General features: G+C 36.2%; 16 protein-coding genes. 14 read left to right on the top strand and 2 right to left on the bottom strand.

Annotated features, from left to right (window positions below; translation table 11 throughout):
* Positions 1-18: 18 nt before the first annotated feature.
* The 5 genes from ACVQ8P_RS06300 (at position 19) to ACVQ8P_RS06320 (ending at position 5,672) form a co-directional block, all read left to right on the top strand.
* Complete coding sequence (locus ACVQ8P_RS06300; protein WP_462298314.1) at positions 19-1,500, top strand: helix-turn-helix domain-containing protein; 1,482 nt, start codon at positions 19-21, stop codon at positions 1,498-1,500.
* A 246-nt stretch (positions 1,501-1,746) separates the two neighbouring features.
* A complete protein-coding gene (locus ACVQ8P_RS06305) occupies positions 1,747-2,640 on the top strand; it encodes an RluA family pseudouridine synthase (protein WP_462298316.1) in 894 nt (297 codons plus the stop codon).
* Between the two features lie 122 nt (positions 2,641-2,762).
* On the top strand, positions 2,763-4,028 hold the full coding sequence (locus ACVQ8P_RS06310; protein WP_462298318.1) for a UDP-N-acetylglucosamine 1-carboxyvinyltransferase: 1,266 nt from the start codon (positions 2,763-2,765) through the stop codon (positions 4,026-4,028).
* An 8-nt stretch (positions 4,029-4,036) separates the two neighbouring features.
* Positions 4,037-5,302, top strand: a complete 1,266-nt coding sequence (gene rho, locus ACVQ8P_RS06315; RefSeq protein WP_462298320.1) for a transcription termination factor Rho — start codon at positions 4,037-4,039, stop codon at positions 5,300-5,302.
* 106 nt (positions 5,303-5,408) lie between these two features.
* Positions 5,409-5,672 (top strand): type B 50S ribosomal protein L31, encoded by a 264-nt coding sequence (locus tag ACVQ8P_RS06320; protein WP_409021601.1) that lies wholly within the window; start codon positions 5,409-5,411, stop codon positions 5,670-5,672.
* An 87-nt stretch (positions 5,673-5,759) separates the two neighbouring features.
* Here ACVQ8P_RS06320 and ACVQ8P_RS06325 read toward each other — a convergent pair whose 3' ends face one another.
* Positions 5,760-6,995: a multidrug efflux MFS transporter gene (locus tag ACVQ8P_RS06325; RefSeq protein WP_462298321.1), complete on the bottom strand. Its 1,236-nt coding sequence runs from the start codon at positions 6,993-6,995 to the stop codon at positions 5,760-5,762.
* 101 nt (positions 6,996-7,096) lie between these two features.
* Here ACVQ8P_RS06325 and ACVQ8P_RS06330 point away from each other — a divergent pair, with 101 nt between their 5' ends.
* Positions 7,097-7,810 carry a class A sortase gene (locus ACVQ8P_RS06330; protein WP_462298322.1) on the top strand — a complete coding sequence of 238 codons (714 nt, stop codon included), beginning with the start codon at positions 7,097-7,099 and terminating at the stop codon, positions 7,808-7,810.
* Between the two features lie 37 nt (positions 7,811-7,847).
* On the opposite strand, the gene ACVQ8P_RS06335 is transcribed toward ACVQ8P_RS06330, so the two are convergent.
* Positions 7,848-8,315: a low molecular weight protein-tyrosine-phosphatase gene (locus ACVQ8P_RS06335; RefSeq protein ID WP_462298324.1), complete on the bottom strand. Its 468-nt coding sequence runs from the start codon at positions 8,313-8,315 to the stop codon at positions 7,848-7,850.
* Between the two features lie 188 nt (positions 8,316-8,503).
* Between ACVQ8P_RS06335 and ACVQ8P_RS06340 the strand changes: the two genes are divergently transcribed.
* The 8 genes from ACVQ8P_RS06340 (at position 8,504) to alr (ending at position 16,868) form a co-directional block, all read left to right on the top strand.
* On the top strand, positions 8,504-9,061 hold the full coding sequence (locus ACVQ8P_RS06340) for a LemA family protein (protein WP_462298326.1): 558 nt from the start codon (positions 8,504-8,506) through the stop codon (positions 9,059-9,061).
* Between the two features lie 17 nt (positions 9,062-9,078).
* Complete coding sequence (gene htpX / locus ACVQ8P_RS06345) at positions 9,079-9,975, top strand: zinc metalloprotease HtpX (RefSeq protein ID WP_462298328.1); 897 nt, start codon at positions 9,079-9,081, stop codon at positions 9,973-9,975.
* A gap of 37 nt (positions 9,976-10,012) precedes the next feature.
* Positions 10,013-10,801: a hypothetical protein gene (locus ACVQ8P_RS06350; RefSeq protein WP_462298330.1), complete on the top strand. Its 789-nt coding sequence runs from the start codon at positions 10,013-10,015 to the stop codon at positions 10,799-10,801.
* 91 nt (positions 10,802-10,892) lie between these two features.
* The gene (locus ACVQ8P_RS06355; protein ID WP_462298332.1) at positions 10,893-11,957 is read left to right on the top strand and encodes a D-alanine--D-alanine ligase family protein; all 1,065 of its coding nucleotides are present in this window, start codon (positions 10,893-10,895) and stop codon (positions 11,955-11,957) included.
* Between the two features lie 33 nt (positions 11,958-11,990).
* Entirely contained in the window at positions 11,991-13,367 is a 1,377-nt protein-coding gene (locus ACVQ8P_RS06360; protein WP_462298335.1) for a UDP-N-acetylmuramoyl-tripeptide--D-alanyl-D-alanine ligase, read from the top strand.
* Positions 13,368-13,529: 162 nt separating this feature from the next.
* Positions 13,530-15,173, top strand: a complete 1,644-nt coding sequence (locus ACVQ8P_RS06365) for a DEAD/DEAH box helicase (protein ID WP_462298337.1) — start codon at positions 13,530-13,532, stop codon at positions 15,171-15,173.
* Between the two features lie 202 nt (positions 15,174-15,375).
* Positions 15,376-15,735, top strand: coding sequence for a holo-ACP synthase (acpS, locus tag ACVQ8P_RS06370; RefSeq protein ID WP_462298339.1), 360 nt, complete (start codon positions 15,376-15,378; stop codon positions 15,733-15,735).
* Between the two features lie 11 nt (positions 15,736-15,746).
* Positions 15,747-16,868, top strand: a complete 1,122-nt coding sequence (gene alr, locus ACVQ8P_RS06375) for an alanine racemase (protein ID WP_462298340.1) — start codon at positions 15,747-15,749, stop codon at positions 16,866-16,868.
* Position 16,869 lies beyond the last annotated feature (1 nt).

The following is a 16,869-nucleotide window of genomic DNA, read 5'->3' on the forward strand; positions in this document are numbered from 1 at the left end:
AAATTCTCGGAGGCATAAATGTACAAAAAAGATATATTAGATCGACAAGAGCTTTTAATATGTGAAATTATTGAATTGTTATCGTTAAATGAACGTGGTTTATCAAGAAAAGCAATTTGTGACCAATTAAATGTCTCGGATACAGCGCTACGATTCGCGTTGCAACAATTAGATAATGAATTCAATTCAGGCGACGAAGCATTTATGATTATAAAAAAGAATAGTGTTCAATTTGTGGGTAGAGGTAAAATGAATTTTTACGAGGCTGTTTATCGGTACGTTAAAAAATCAATTAATTACCAAATCCTGATGGCTTTTTATCATAATGAAAGTAATAGTGTTGAACGTTTAAGTCTGAGTTTAAATGTTAGTGAATCTTCTATCTTTAGACGAATTAAACAATTAAATAATTTATTGTCTGAGTTTGATATTCAAATCGCACATGGTGAGATAGTTGGCGCTGAAATGCAAATTAGATTCTTTTATTATTCGTTGTTTTTAGCAACTGATTTTAAATATGATGACGCAGCAGAAGCAGGCGTTATTCTTGATTTTATCAAAATGTTTGAAGACTATTTTGATTTTAATGCGAATGATGGTAATTTGATGAGAGCAAAAATCTGGGTGAAAGTCAGCGTCCATCGAATGACAAGTAAGCCGCAAGATAATCTGACAGTGCCTGAAGTTTTAGCAAACATGATTATAAATAATCCATTATTTGATCAAGTAGAAGAAAAAATGACTGATATTTATGCACAATTTACCAATAAAATTGATATTTATTTTGAGAGTGCGGCGTTCTACGCTTGGACGACGGCGTTTATTCCAATTCCTTCAAGTGCATACCTATCTCGTGATTTCATTGCAGTTAACCGTGCGAATAATACGGAACTTCAACAAGTTGTTGAATATTTAGAACAAGGCCTTGAATCTAAATTAGATATTAAAATTATTGGTGGAGACGTTAGTGAATCATTATACCCACTCTGTACCGAAGCATTTTGTTTTCGGGGCATCATGGATACGGTAGGAACCTATATGATGAATAGTTTCCGGAAAAAATATTCTAATGATTTGGTTCGACACCGTGTTGAAACAGCTATGGATGAATTGATTGATAACGTAGAATTAGATAAAAAGTGGTCTGATTTTTATCGACGTTACCGTCAGGAATTTATTGAAGAAATTGTTGAAATCTTTAGTGCCAAATTACTCGAAAAAGAAAGAATGTTAACGGTTGGTATTGATTTAAATGCGAATGAACGAATTAAAGAGTTATTTGTTAGAAATACCAGTCAGAATTTGAACGTTAATTTACGCGTTAATGTAAGCACTTATGACTCTATGCATCAATACGATATGGTTGTGACTAATTTTATGGATAAAAGCTATAAAAATAATGCACTTGATAAGTATGTGATTACAGCATTAGGTCGGGACAGTGATACATTGGAGATTGAAAAAAAATTATTAGACATGACTAGAAAGCACAATCATTAAAAATGATGGTATGTTTTTTTTTGATAGTACAACCCACGGTATTTTCGGTATAATATATAACATAGAGTATTAATAAGAGATATTCGTGGGGGATTTCTTTTTGGAACGTTGTTACACAGTGTCGAAAAGTGGTAAAACAATTATTTATTACAAAATAAAAAGGCGATTATAATTTAACGATTATAATCACCTTTTTTTATGTGCTGCTAAGTATGATAAGATAGAGAATAAACGCTATGACGAGAAATGAAGGATGACAACATGCAATTTACGCTGACAAATAATGGTGAAGGTACAATTAGTTTAAAAAAATTTTTAATTGAGGTTGGCGTTAGTAAACGATTAATCGCTAGAATTAAACAAGGCGAAGGCCAAGTGCGCGTTAATCAAAAGAATGAATATTGGGATTATCAACTGATTGATGGTGATGAAGTTGTGTTGACGTTACCAGAAGAACCCAACAATGATGTTATTCATACAAGTAATGAGCCACTAACGATTGTTTTTGAAGATGAAAACTGGTTAGTTATTGATAAACCGGCTGGGATGGTAACTGTGCCAGGTCCATCAAATGAAGACACAACATTAGTTAACCGAGTTAAGGGCCATTTGATTGCAACGGGCTCAAGTAGCTTGGTGCCACATGTCATTACGCGTTTAGACCGCTTTACAAGCGGATTAGTTTTATTAGCTAAACATGGTTTTGCTCACAGCTTAATTGCGACTCAGTTGAGCAATGGTCAGTTAGAAAAATCATACTTGGCAATTGTTACAGGTAATGTTAAAAGTGATCAAGGCGACATTAAAGAACCAATCGGTAAAAAGGAAGGCGAAATTCGTCGTTCTGTTATGGCTGAAGGGAAACCATCAGAAACAACCTATAAAGTTGTGACGAGATTCCCAGAGTACACATTAGTTGATGTAAAATTAGTGACGGGACGGACGCACCAGATTCGTGTTCATTTTGATTTTATTCACCATGCTTTGGTGGGGGATGCTTTATATGACGGCCCTATGGACAAAGGCATTGAAAGACAAGCCTTGCATGCAGCTAAGTTAAGTTTTGAAGATCCATTTACTGGTAAAAAATTAGCTTTTGAGTCAGAACTTCCAGAAGACATGGCACGTTTACTAAAATAGTAATGTAAGATTGATTATTTGGATAAAGTGATGAATATGTATTGTATTTCGCAAGCTTTTTCTTTATTATTAATTATAGTTATAATTAATTTGTGAGAGTATTTTAAGTGAGGAAATAATAAATGAAAAAGATGATTATTCGAGGCGGTAAAAAACTGTCCGGCGAAGTAATAATCGGTGGCGCAAAGAATAGCACGGTTGCATTGATTCCTGCAGCTATTCTTGCGGATACACCTGTGCATTTTGACAGTGTCCCCGATATTTTAGATGTGCATAACTTAATGAAAATATTAGATCAAATGAATGTTAAATCTGAATTTAATGCAGGCAACTTAATGGTAGATCCAACAATGATTAAAGACGAACCATTACCTGGTGGTGCAATTAAAAGTTTAAGAGCTTCTTATTACTTTATGGGTGCCTTATTAGGTCGATTTGGTCGTGCAGTTGTCGGATTTCCTGGTGGTGATAATATTGGGCCACGTCCGATTGATCAACACATTAAGGGATTTAAAGCGCTTGGAGCTGAAGTGATTGAAGAAGATGATGCCGTCATTATCACGAGTGGCCCTGAAGGATTAAAGGGTGCCCGTATTTTTATGGACCTTGTTTCAGTGGGGGCAACAATCAATATTTTATTGGCCGCTGTTCGTGCAAAAGGAACAACCGTTATTGAAAATGCTGCCAAAGAACCTGAAATTATAGATATTGCGACGTTCTTAAATAACATGGGTGCACATATTCGTGGTGCGGGTACCGGTGAAATTAGAATTCAAGGTGTTGATAGTTTGAAGGCCGTTAATACGCATACGATTATTCCAGATCGTATCGAAGCGGGCACTTATTTATCATTGGCAGCTGCAATGGGTGAAGGCGTATTGGTTAAAAATGTCATCACTGAACATTTAGATTCATTTTTAGCTAAACTCAGTGAAATGGGTGTTACTTTTACAGTCAATGAAGATAGTATTTTTGTTCCTGGTGGCGATAAGATTGTGCCAATTGAAGTGACAACCTCACCTTATCCTGGTTTTGCAACTGATTTACAACAACCTATTACTGCAGTGATGCTTAAAGCAGCAGGAGAAAGTCGCATCATTGACACGCTCTATCCTGAACGCGTTAAGCACATTCCCGAAATGCAACGAATGGGCGTTAAAATTGAATCAAAAGAGGGCATTATTCGAATTAACCAATCAACTGAACTAACCGGTCAAACGGTTTACGCTGATGAAATTCGGGCTGGTGCCGCATTATTAGAAGTTGCGCTGATGACTAATGGAACAACCATAATTGAGAAAGCTGAGAATATTTTGCGTGGGTATGATTGTGTTGTCCAAAAAATGACAAACTTATCTGCTGATGTTGAAATTATCGATGAAGATTAGGTGATCAAATGAGCGATTTTTTAACAATGGATGAATTAAAAGATAAAACGCTTAAAGAAATTTATGGTTATGCACAAGAGTATAAAATAAAATATTATAGCCAAATGAATAAAAAAGAATTGTCTTTGGCAATTTTAAGAACACAAGCAAAGAAACAAGGCTTTATTTTGATGGAAGGTGTCTTAGACATCATTCCCAATCAGGATGGGTTCGGCTTTTTGCGTTCAATTAACTATGGACCATCACAAGAAGATATTTATATTTCAGCTTCTCAAATCAATCGGTTTAATTTGAGGAATGGTGATTTAGTTGGCGGGAAAGCCCGACCACCTAAGCCTAATGAACGTTATTATGGACTGATGCATGTGGATACGGTTAATGGTAAGAATCCGGAAGAAGCCAAAGAACGTCCGCATTTTCCAGCGCTTACGCCGTTATATCCTGATCGACAATTAAAATTAGAAACAACTAGCCAAAATTTATCAACACGGTTGACTGATTTATTTGCACCCATTGGGTTTGGACAGCGAGGGATGATTGTAGCACCACCTAAAGCAGGGAAAACAACTTTGCTTAAGGAAATTGCGCAAGGAATTACTGAAAATCATCCTGAAGTAAAATTAATTGTGTTATTGATTGATGAACGTCCTGAAGAAGTGACTGACTTAGAACGTTCAATTAAAGGGGATGTTGTGTCATCGACATTTGACCAACAACCTGAGAATCATGCGCGTGTTTCTGAATTGGTTTTGGAACGTGCAATGCGACTAGTTGAAGATAAGCAAGATGTTGTTATTTTAATGGATTCAATTACACGATTGGCTAGGGCCTATAATTTAACGATTCCGCCAAGTGGACGGACATTGTCAGGTGGGATTGATCCAGCTGCCTTTTATCGTCCTAAAAAATTCTTTGGTGCAGCACGTAACATTGAAGAAGGCGGAAGTCTAACAATTTTAGGGACTGCTTTGGTTGATACGGGTAGTCGAATGGATGATGTTATTTATGAAGAATTCAAAGGAACTGGAAATATGGAATTGCAACTTTCAAGAGACCTTGCTGAACGCCGTATTTTCCCTGCCGTTGATTTGAAAAAATCAAGTACACGGAAGGAAGAACTCCTTCTACCTAAAAAAACAATTGAGGAACTATGGCAGATTAGAAAGACAATGTCTGGTGATTCACTTGCTGCCACAGAACGAGTCATTCAAAAAATGAAGAAAACTAAAAATAATGTCGAATTTTTAAAGGGTTTAACAAAAGCAAGCAAATAAAATTTAATTGTAAAATTAACGTATTCGTGGTAAGCTTGTGCATGTTGTAATATAAAGAATAACTCTAATCCAGCAGATGGATTAGGGCAAAGGAGAGTACTTACTTATGAAAAAAGAAATCCATCCAGATTACCATGAAGTTGTATTTATGGATACTACTTCAGGTTACAAATTTATCTCAGGTTCAACAAAACATTCAGAAGAAACAATTGAAATGGAAGATGGCAAATCATACCCATTGATTCGTGTCGAAATTTCATCGGATTCACATCCATTCTATACTGGACGTCAAAAATTTACACAAGCCGATGGCCGTGTGGATCGTTTCAACAAGAAATATGGTCTTACAGACGCAAACGCTGCAAAATAAGAACTATTTCAAAAGGGATGAAGCTATTAAGTTTCGTTCCTTTTTTTATGCAAAAAAATAGGAGCGCTCATTTGATTGTGAGCGTTCCTATTTTGCTTTCTTTATATACATGCCTTTTGTCACATATATCACCCAGATAAGGTTGATACCTACCAAAATAGCAGTTGAAACGAACACACCTTTGTAATCAAAGACACCAGAAACGGTTGACCCAATCATAGGACCAACAACGGATCCCATGGCTTGGAACGACTGATTATAACTGAAGACACGGCCTGTAAATGCTGCAGGGGTATTTTTCGTTAAAATCGTTTGAACGGCGGGTAGCATCGCGGCGTCGGTTATCCCAATAAGGAAACGTAAGCCACCAAGCTGCCAAACGTTGGTAACTAACGACATTGGAATGAAAATAAAGATGGCAGCAACTAATGCAATCTTTAAAATGCGTTCTGTACCAATTTTATCGCCTAAAGTACCTAAGCGAGGGGCTGCAATCAATGTCGCTATTCCTGGAATGGAAGCTACACAGCCACTAATGAACGTGATGTTTCCGACGTCGTGAAGGAGCTCACGAACGTACAAACTTAGAATAGGACTGATTGAGTAATTTGACGCTTGAATGATTAAGGTGGTTACGAACATCCCAATAATTAATTTAGGATGATGTAGACCTTTGAAAATTTCTTTTGATGTCTGCATGTCACCCTTTTCAATAGGCGTGAAATGTTCATGAACAAAGAAATAACTGAGTAAGAAAACAATGAATAAAATGATAGCTGTAATGAAGAACGTGATTCGATAACCGAAAATACCAGCTATTGCGCCTCCGATAAGTGGCCCGAATAAAGTTCCGGTCACGCTACCTGTAACTAAAATGCCAAGTGCTTTACCACTTTGCCGCTTAGGTGTTTCTGTTGCAATCAGTGCTTGCGAGTTACTAATGTAACCAGAAAAAACACCTTGTAATAAACGTAACGCAATTAATTGATAAACGTTACTGACAAGTCCCATTAAGCCAATGACGATGGCCATTCCGAATGAAGCTCTTAGAATCATTAATTTACGACCTTTTCGATCAGCTAAACGACCCCATAGTGGGGAAACAATGGCGGTAATTAAAAATGTAGATGAGTAGGTAATACCACTATAAAAATTTAATTGGGTTTTACTGAAGTCACCTAACGTATCAATGTAGAGTGACATGAACGGCATGATTAAACTAAATGCGACGCCGGCCATGAATGTACCAAACCATAATACAAATAAATTTTGTTCCCAAGGTTGTCTAGGACGGAAAAATGTCGATTTTAGTGAAGTCAACAAATTAAAAAGTCCTCCTAAAAATAGTTTCGATAATTACAATCATAACACTAAACAAGAATAAAAGTTATATGGTAAAATATGGTTAATGGAAAAGTGGGGTAATGATGAAAAAAAATAAAGAAGCTAAAAAAGGTCGTTGGAAGAAGCGGCTAACGACTCTATTATTAATATTGTTATTATTGTTAGGTCTTTCGTTAATTTTTAATGAACAAATTAAAGATTTCTTGGTTGGTAAAACCAAGCCTAATATTGATACTGCACTGGTTGATAAAAATAAGAATAAAAAAGCATCTTTTGATTTTAGTGAAGTTAAAAGTTTAAATACTGCGGATGTTTTGAAAGCTAAAGCGAATGAAAAAAGTTTAGTCTTGCTTGGTGAAATTAGTATTCCAAGCGTCTCATTGAATTTACCTATCGCTAAAGGTGTTAGTACCAATACACTAGCACTTTCAGCTGGGACTTTAAAAGAAGATGAGAAAATGGGCGAGGGCAATTATGCCCTTGCTGGACATCATATGATTCGCAAAGACTTATTATTTAGTCCGTTAGTTCGAATGGAGATTGGGCAAAAAATCTATTTAACGGATGCAAAAAATATTTATGAATATACCACATCAAAAATGAAATATATTAAAGCAACAGATGTTCAAGTGATTGATGATGTTCCGGGCAAAACGCTAGTTACCTTAATTACTTGTGATGATACTGGTGCTGGACGTTTAATGGTTCAGGGAAAGTATCTACAAAAATGGACATATAAATCTGCACCAAAAACAGTTCAAGCGTATTTTAAAATGATTCATAATAATGTTTAGCAAAAAAGGACCAACAATTAAATTGTTGGTCCTTTTTTTATTGAACTTGAGCTTTAATTTTAGCAACCCAGTAAGGCATACCAAGACTAATTAAATCATATGTTTCGTCAAAGTCGCCTGTAATCCAAGGATCAGGTACGGAGTCATTTTCTTTACCAGGGACGATAGAAAGAAAGTTAACAATATTTTTTTTCTTAGATGCTGGTGCGCCTTTTTCAAGGCGTTCAACATTGATATCATCCATGGCAATAATTAAATCACTGTTGATGAAATCTAAATAACTAACTGGACGTGAAATGAGGCCATCAGTTGGAATATTATGTTCAACTAATTTTGCGATAGTCCCTTCGTGGGCACCATTACCCTCTTGTGCAGAACTTGTCCCAGCAGAATCAACCGTCACTTGATCAGAAAGTCCCAATTTATCTAATTCATTTCTTAACATAGCCTCAGCCATAGGTGATCGACAGATGTTTCCCATACATACAAATAATACGTTCATCATTTAACACTCTCCTTTACAAACTTCTCAATAAGGCTATTATGCCATAATATTCAGATTAAATAAAATCAGTTGATTGAATTGATGAAAACGTTAGCTTAGTTGCTTTCTAAAAGGGACTAACTTTGGTATGATGAATGAGGATAAGAACAAAAATTAGATAGCTTATATTAAAGAGGAGACTGAAATTTATGACAATGATTATTATTGGTATTATCGTAGTTGTTTTAATTATTATGTACGTTACTGGATACAACGGTTTGGTTAAAGCAAAGGTTCGCACTGAGGAGTCATGGAGTCAAATCGATGTGCAATTAAAACGTCGTAATGATTTAATTCCTAATTTGGTTTCAACAGTTAAAGGGTACGCTACTCATGAAAAAGAAACTTTCGCTAAAGTTGTTGAATTACGGAATCAATTGACACAAACGCCAACTGATTCACATGAAACAACCATGGAAGTTTCTAATCAATTAAGTCAATCATTGAAGAGTATCTTTGCATTATCTGAAAGTTACCCAGATTTGAAAGCTAATACAGAATTCACTAAGTTAATGGAAGAATTATCAAATACAGAAAATAAAATTTCTTATTCACGTCAACTTTTCAACTCAACTGCTGCAAGTTTGAATGCTAAAATTCAATCATTCCCATCAAATATTGTTGCAGGCATTCATCACTTTACAAAAGTGACTTATCTTGAAGTGCCAGAAGCTGAAAAGGCTGTACCTAACGTTTCATTTGATTAAGGAATTAGGAGATAACTATGTTATATGATCAAATCGCGCAAAATAAGCGCAAAACGATTTACGTTTTAATTGGCTTTGTATTATTAATGATTGCGATTGGTAGTGCGGTTGGTTACGCCTTTTTTAATAGTGCGCTTTCTGGATTAATCATGGCTGTGGTCATTGCTGGTGTTTATATGGGCTTGATGATTTCACAGTCAACCAGTGTGGTCATGAGCATGAACCATGCGACTGAAATTAAATCAGTCGATGATGCGCCAGAATTATGGCATGTTGTTGAAGATATGGCGCTTGTTGGAGAAGTTCCTATGCCAAAAGTCTTTATTATTGAAGATGCTAGTCCTAATGCATTTGCGACTGGGAATAACCCAGAACATGCGGCTGTCGCTGCAACAACTGGGTTACTTAACCGGTTAAACCGAGAAGAATTAGAAGGCGTTATGGCCCATGAAATTTCGCATGTGCGTAACTATGATATTCGGTTATCAACAATTGCTTTAGCGTTATCAGCAGCTATTTCACTGCTAGTTAATATTGGGATGAACTCATTTTGGTGGGGTGGCGGTCGTCGTCGCAGTAGTAATGATCGAGAAGGTGGCGGATCATTAGAAATTATTTTGATGGTTTTATCTTTACTATTGGTTATTTTAGGGCCAATTGCGGCAACTATTGCTCAGCTTGCACTTTCTCGAAATAGAGAATATTTAGCTGACGCTTCAGCTGTGGAATTGACTCGTAATCCATTAGGGCTCATCCATGCTTTGGAAAAAATCTCTGATAGTGAACCAATGAAGCGTGCTGATCCAAGTAGTGCCGCACTTTATATTTCAAATCCATTGAAGAAAAAAACGTCTGGATTATTTCAGACGCATCCACCAATGGCAGATAGAATTGCACGACTAGAAGCAATGTAAGTAGAGTCACTATTTTATAAAATGGGGATGATAGTTAATGAGAGACAATTTAGTCTATATTCATATTGAAACGGTTTCTCATTTGATTTTATCTTATGGGATTTCCAGGGCAGATTTCATAACAAGCATTCCCAAATTGCCAACCAATATTTTGTCATTAAATCCAGTGGATTATGAAAATGAGATTGACATCGCGACGGGATTTAACACGGTTACTGGGGAAGAAGATATTGCACGTTACTTGAATAAGGGGACTGTCGGGGTGAAACAAAATTGGATTGATTTTGACAGTCAAGACGATTTAGAATTAATCACACCAAGAGAAATATCAGAGTTCTTATATTTAGGACACGCTTTTTCACATATTCAATCACCATTTTATTACAAATTACAAAATGATTATGTTTTTTTGACATTGCCAAATGATGCATTGAAAATCTATTATCGTTATTTGAACCAATTTTATAATGTTTTTTCTAAATCAGTTATTAGACATGTTAATCGATCATATCGCGAAAAAAATGGCTTGTTTAGAAGGCGTCCAATGACGTTAAAAAAAGTGTCGAAACATATTATTGAAGAATTAATGCCATTGTTTATTGAAGGTGTCGCATTGGATTTTTCAGTAATGACTGTGAATAACACGAAAATATCAGTGCCTATTTATGTGATGATTGATAACGTGTACCAAATGAAATGGCATGAACCAACATTAGTGACTGAAGGATCAAAATTAGTTGCTAGTTTGGATTATTACTTTGTCGATCAAAGTTGGCACTTTGTCATTTTAAATCAAGCTGCTTTTGAAGATAGCATAGCGTTTTAAAAAGATAACGGGGATTAATTCATGTTATCTTTTTTGTTGAATTTAAAAAGCATGATACAATGAGAGTTGCAAAAAATGGAGGATAATACTAATGCGCGTTTATTTACTTTATGGTGGTAAGAGTGCGGAACATGAGGTTTCGCTTTCGACCGCTTTTCAAATAACACAAGCTATCTATTACCAATACTATTCAGTGGTTCCCGTTTATATTACGAGAACAGGAAAATGGCTGAAAGGTCAGACGCTGACAGAACCTGTTAAGTTTGCTGATAATTTGCGCCTTGAAGAAGCAGATGAAAAAAATCAAGCAACCAATGAACATGAAAATTCAAAAGGAACGGCCTTTTTACCAAATGGATTTAATCCTGAAGACAGTGTCGTTTTTCCCGTCTTACATGGTCCAAATGGTGAAGATGGGACGGTTCAAGGGTTACTTGAAACATTGGATATTCCTTATGTTGGCAATAGTGTGCTAGCATCAGCTATTGGTAATGATAAAATTATGAGTAAATTACTCTTTAAACAAGCTGGTATTCCTGTTGTGCCATTCGAAGCGATTGATGCACAAGCTTGGAAAAACAATGCATCTAGTGTGATTGTACGGTGTGAGGGTGAATTACTTTACCCGATGTATGTGAAACCAGCGAGCTTAGGCTCAGGAATTGGTGTGACAAAAGCAACTGATAGTTTAGAATTGCGAAAAGCAATTGATAAAGCCTTTGAGTTTGGGTCGCGTGTGATTGTAGAACGTGGCATTGTTGCGCGTGAAATTGAAATTGGATTATTGGGTAATGAAGAAATCGCAACAAGTGTTCCAGGTGAAGTCTTGTCATTTGATCATATCTACGATCGTAAATTGACAATGAGAGAAGATCACGATGCTGAAATTCCGGTTGAACTTGATGAGGAATTGCTCGCTAAGGTGGTTGATTTTGCTAAAAGGGCTTTCGCAGTTATTGATGGTTCCGGGCTTGCACGATGCGATTTCTTTATTAGTGCCAATAAAGATATTTATATAAATGAAATCACAACTATGCCAGGTTTTTATAAAAATGCAATGTATCCAAGATTATGGGAAGCTGTTGGGCTTAGTTATAGTAATTTAATTGAAGAATTATTACAGTTGGCGTTGAAAAAGAATCAGGCCAACAATTGATTTAATGGTCATACGAATGTGAGGGTTTAGATAATGAAAATGCAATTAACTGAAATTGCAGGTGCAGTTGGTGCCAAAAATGAAATGAGTAGTGAACCAGTTAATATCTCAAGTGTCTTATTTGATAGTCGCCAATTAACTGCTGGAAGTTTGTTTGTGCCGATTGTGGCCGAAAATGACGGTCATGATTATATCCAAGATGCGATAGATAATGGTGCAACGGCAACTTTATGGGCAGTTGACCACCAAGAGACAATGCCGACAGAAATTCCGGCTATTTTGGTAGATGATACCCTTAAAGCTTATCAAGAGTTGGCAAAATATTACTTGAATAAAATCAATCCCAAAGTGGTTGCAGTTACTGGTAGTAATGGTAAAACAACGACTAAAGATATGATTACAGAAATTTTGAGTCAACAATACAATGTTTGTAAAACGGAAGCTAATTTCAATAATCATTTAGGCGTGCCAATGACGTTATTAAGTATGGAACCTAATACTGAAGTGGTTGTTGTCGAAATGGGGATGGATCATCCTGGTGAGTTAGACTTTTTAAGTCGTATCGCACAGCCTGATGTCGCTGTAATAACAATGATTGGTGAAGCGCATATTGAATTTTTTGGTACTCGTGATAAAATTGCGGATGCAAAAATGGAAATTGTGAATGGCTTAAAAGAAGACGGTTTATTAATTTATAATGCGGATGAACCGTTATTAAGAGAACGGATTGCCAACATTGAGCAACAATCATTTGGTTTTGGTCATGGTGAGAGTGCCGATTTAAGTGTTACAAATGTTGTTGGTAATCAGACAATGACGAGTTTTAAGGTGAGAGAAATACCTGATGCTAATTTTACAATTCCAATGATTGGTACATATAACGTGGATAATGCGATGGCTGCTATTTCAGTTGGTCGTCGTTACCGCGTATCAACTGAGAATATTGTGAAAGCACTCAGTGATTTTGATTTAACCAAAAATCGGACGGAATGGTTGAAAGGTCATTTGGGCGAAGCTATTTTAAGTGATGTTTATAATTCAAACCCAACGGCTGCAAAAGCGGTTATCAAAGCATTTTCAAATAGTGATGTTGTTGGTAACCGAATTGTTGTCTTGGGCGATATGCTTGAATTAGGGAAGCAATCTAGTGATATGCACATCAGTTTAGCTGATAGTTTTGATAATAAAAAAATTCAAAGTGTTTACCTCTATGGAAATCAAATTGATTCATTAGCAAAGTCGTTAAAATCAAAATATGATGATCAACATATTCATTATTATGATTTAGATCAAAAAGAGGCTATGATTCAAGATTTACTAGAAGTACGCACCGAAAAAGATGCTATTTTGATTAAAGGAAGCCATGGTGTTCATTTAGAAACCGTTTTATCGGCTTTACAAACTCATTAGGCATTTGCTTAATATTATTTAAGGTGTTATTATAGTTTAAATAGTGACTCATGAAGGGTCAGAATTAAATTAATTTAACTTTACAAGACAGTAATTGACGACGAACTCTTAACTGTGTTGTGAAGCATGTTAGTTTGCAAACACATTAGGAGGAATTTATACTTGAAATTTACAGAATTAGGACTATCCGATGAACTACTAAAGGCCGTTCAACGTAGCGGTTTTGAAGAAGCAACACCTATCCAATCTCAAACTATTCCCATGGCTTTAGAAGGAAAAGATGTTATTGGGCAAGCACAAACAGGTACTGGTAAAACTGCTGCATTTGGTTTACCAATCTTAGATACAATTGATACAACAAAGGATGAAGTTCAAGCACTTATCATTTCACCAACACGTGAACTTGCTATCCAAACGCAAGAAGAACTTTACCGTTTAGGTAAAGAAAAACATGCTAAAGTTCAAGTTGTTTATGGTGGATCTGATATTCGTCGTCAAATCAAGAGTCTTAGCCGCGCACCTCAAATTTTAGTTGGAACACCTGGACGTTTATTAGATCATATTCGTCGTCGTACCGTTAAATTAGGTCATGTTAAAACATTAGTTTTAGATGAAGCTGATGAAATGTTAGATATGGGATTCGTTGAAGATATCGAAAGTATCTTAACAACAGTTCCTGACGAACGTCAAACATTGTTATTCTCTGCTACAATGCCAAATGCTATTCGTCACATTGGTGAAAAATTCATGACAGATCCAACTTTGGTAGCTGTTAAAGCAAAAGAATTAACAACTGACTTAGTTGATCAATACTACGTTATCTCAAAAGATTTCGAAAAATTTGATGTTATGACACGTATGTATGATGCTCAAAACCCAACACAAACAATTGTTTTTGGTCGTACAAAACGTCGTGTTGATGAATTAGCTAAAGGTTTCGAAATGCGTGGATACAACGCTAAAGGAATTCATGGTGATTTATCACAACAACGTCGTATGAGTATTTTACGTGAATTTAAATCAGGTAAACTTGATATTTTAGTGGCAACTGATGTTGCTGCTCGTGGTTTAGATATTTCTGGGGTTACCCATGTCTTTAACTACGATATTCCTCAAGATCCTGAAAGTTATGTCCATCGTATTGGCCGTACTGGTCGTGCCGGACATAAGGGTACTTCATTAACATTTGTTTCACCAAATGAAATGGATTACTTACGTCAAATCGAAAAATTAACTAAGAAACGTATGGTAGCTTTAACACCACCTACAGATGACGAAGCATTTGCTGGTCAAATTGAAACAGCAATTGCTGATGTTACAGCCTTAGTTAACAAAACTGATACTAAAAAATATGCAAAACAAGCTACTGAATTAATGGCTAAGTTTGATGTTGCTGATTTAGTTGCAGCATTGCTTAGTGATGTTATTAAGAATGATTCATCACAAGTACCTGTTAAGATTACACCAGAACGCCCATTACCTAGACGTAAGGGTGGCGGTGGTGGCGGTAACAACCGTCGCGGCGGCAATGGCGGCGGTAATCGTCGTGGTGGTGGCTACCAAGGAAACCGTAATGGTGGCGGAAGCCGTAGTAACGGTGGAAGTTCAGATCGTCGTAACGGAAGTAGTAGCGATCGCCGTAGTAATGGCGGAAGCTCAGACCGTCGTAGCAATGGTAATGGTGGCGGAGGTTATAAAGGTAACCGCTCAAGCGATAACCGTAGCAATGGTGGACGTTCGAATGACAATCGTTCAAACGGAAGCAGCGCACCAAAACGTAACTTTACAATCAGAACAAAAGATTAATTTGAAGATTGAAAAGAGACCTAATTATTTAGGCCTCTTTTTTTGTCTTTAATTAACAGTGAAAGAGACCTTACAATATTGATAGATGGAATATAAGTGATTTTAGTGCGGAAATTTGATAAACTGATTAGAAGTAGAGCTGATGATAATTACTTATTAGTGGATTTGAAAGTATGAATGAAAATAAGAAATAGGTGATAATGTGATTTATGGAATTGGTGTTGATTTATCTGATATTAGTCGAGTAGCAGAGATGGCTAAACAGCATGAACAATTTATAACTAAAATTCTTACAACAAACGAGCGTAACCAATTGGCTGCATTAAAAGGGAGCCATAAAGATGAATTCATTGCTGGAAGATTTTCAGCGAAAGAATCGTATAGCAAGGCTTTTGGAACTGGAATAGGTGACAAAGTTGGCTTTTTGAATATTGAAATATTGAATGATAAATCGGGGAAACCAGTTATCACACGTCAACCGTTCAAGGGTAATGGATTCATTTCCATTTCTCATACAGATAATTTAGTGATGACTGAAGTTATTTTAGAAAATAAAGACTAGGAGATAACAATATGGTTGTAGGAAAGCATCGCCCAACTCAAATTTTAGTGGATAGAGCAGCTATCAAGAATAATATTGCTGCTGAAAAAAGAACATTAACTGATGCAACGGTTATATTTGCTGTTGTTAAAGCTAATGCATATGGACATGGCTTAGTTGAAGTTGCTAAAGCCGCTAAAGAAGCTGGTGCAAGGGGATTTTGTGTTGCAATAATTGATGAGGCTTTAGCTTTAAGAAAAGCCGGATTTGTCGAACCTATTCTCATTTTGGGCTTAACGGAAAGTAAATATGCACCACTATTAGCTAAAAATAAAATATCTGCAACTGTGTCAGAACTGAGTTGGTTGCAGGAAGCGAATGCGTTGCTCAACCAAGAAAAATTGGCTCCGTTAGCTATTCATTTGGCATTGGATACTGGTATGGGTCGAATTGGATTTAGAAATACAGATCCGTTGTTAGAGGCAATTGATTTTCTAGAAAGTCATAAAAAAATGTTTGATTTTGAAGGGATTTTCACTCATTTTGCTACAGCAGATTCTGTTGATGAAACTTACTTTAAAAAACAATTGGCAAAATTTAATGCGTTAATGGCAGTTGTTGTTAATAGGCCACGTTATGTGCATGTTTCCAATTCAGCAACGAGTTTATGGCATGCGGCTTGTAACGGTAACATGATTAGAATGGGCATTTCAATGTATGGATTGAACCCATCTGGTGGCGAATTAACATTGCCTTATGATTTGAAACCCGCTATGAGTTTAACCTCTGAGTTGAGTTTCGTGAAAAAAATTCAGGCAGGCGATTCTGTTGGTTACGGCATTACTTATCAGGCGACAGAAGATGAGTGGGTTGGTACAGTGCCAATCGGTTATGCAGATGGTTTAATGCGTCAAATGCAAGGATTTAAATTATTGGTCGATGGTCAATTCTGTGAAATAATTGGTCGAATTTGTATGGATCAAATAATGATTCGGTTACCCTATGACATGATGAATGGGACAAAAGTAACTTTAATTGGTCAAGATGGTGATAAAGTAATCACGGCTCAGGAGATTGCGACGTATATTGATACGATTCATTATGAAGTTACTTGTGCACTTTCAGAACGAATCCCACGTATGTACCTAAATTAAT

Source organism: Dellaglioa sp. BT-FLS60 (assembly GCF_054941065.1).

Bases quoted from the DNA above. Each gene is read 5' to 3' on its own strand.
- ACVQ8P_RS06300 (WP_462298314.1), top strand. From the start codon at position 19: ATGTACAAAAAAGATATATTAGATCGACAAGAGCTTTTAATATGTGAA.
- ACVQ8P_RS06305 (WP_462298316.1), top strand. From the start codon at position 1,747: ATGAAGGATGACAACATGCAATTTACGCTGACAAATAATGGTGAAGGT.
- ACVQ8P_RS06320 (WP_409021601.1), top strand. From the start codon at position 5,409: ATGAAAAAAGAAATCCATCCAGATTACCATGAAGTTGTATTTATGGAT.
- ACVQ8P_RS06330 (WP_462298322.1), top strand. From the start codon at position 7,097: ATGATGAAAAAAAATAAAGAAGCTAAAAAAGGTCGTTGGAAGAAGCGG.
- ACVQ8P_RS06350 (WP_462298330.1), top strand. From the start codon at position 10,013: ATGAGAGACAATTTAGTCTATATTCATATTGAAACGGTTTCTCATTTG.
- htpX (WP_462298328.1), top strand. From the start codon at position 9,079: ATGTTATATGATCAAATCGCGCAAAATAAGCGCAAAACGATTTACGTT.
- ACVQ8P_RS06340 (WP_462298326.1), top strand. From the start codon at position 8,504: ATGACAATGATTATTATTGGTATTATCGTAGTTGTTTTAATTATTATG.
- ACVQ8P_RS06335 (WP_462298324.1), bottom strand. From the start codon at position 8,315: ATGATGAACGTATTATTTGTATGTATGGGAAACATCTGTCGATCACCT.
- ACVQ8P_RS06310 (WP_462298318.1), top strand. From the start codon at position 2,763: ATGAAAAAGATGATTATTCGAGGCGGTAAAAAACTGTCCGGCGAAGTA.
- ACVQ8P_RS06355 (WP_462298332.1), top strand. From the start codon at position 10,893: ATGCGCGTTTATTTACTTTATGGTGGTAAGAGTGCGGAACATGAGGTT.
- rho (WP_462298320.1), top strand. From the start codon at position 4,037: ATGAGCGATTTTTTAACAATGGATGAATTAAAAGATAAAACGCTTAAA.
- alr (WP_462298340.1), top strand. From the start codon at position 15,747: ATGGTTGTAGGAAAGCATCGCCCAACTCAAATTTTAGTGGATAGAGCA.
- ACVQ8P_RS06360 (WP_462298335.1), top strand. From the start codon at position 11,991: ATGAAAATGCAATTAACTGAAATTGCAGGTGCAGTTGGTGCCAAAAAT.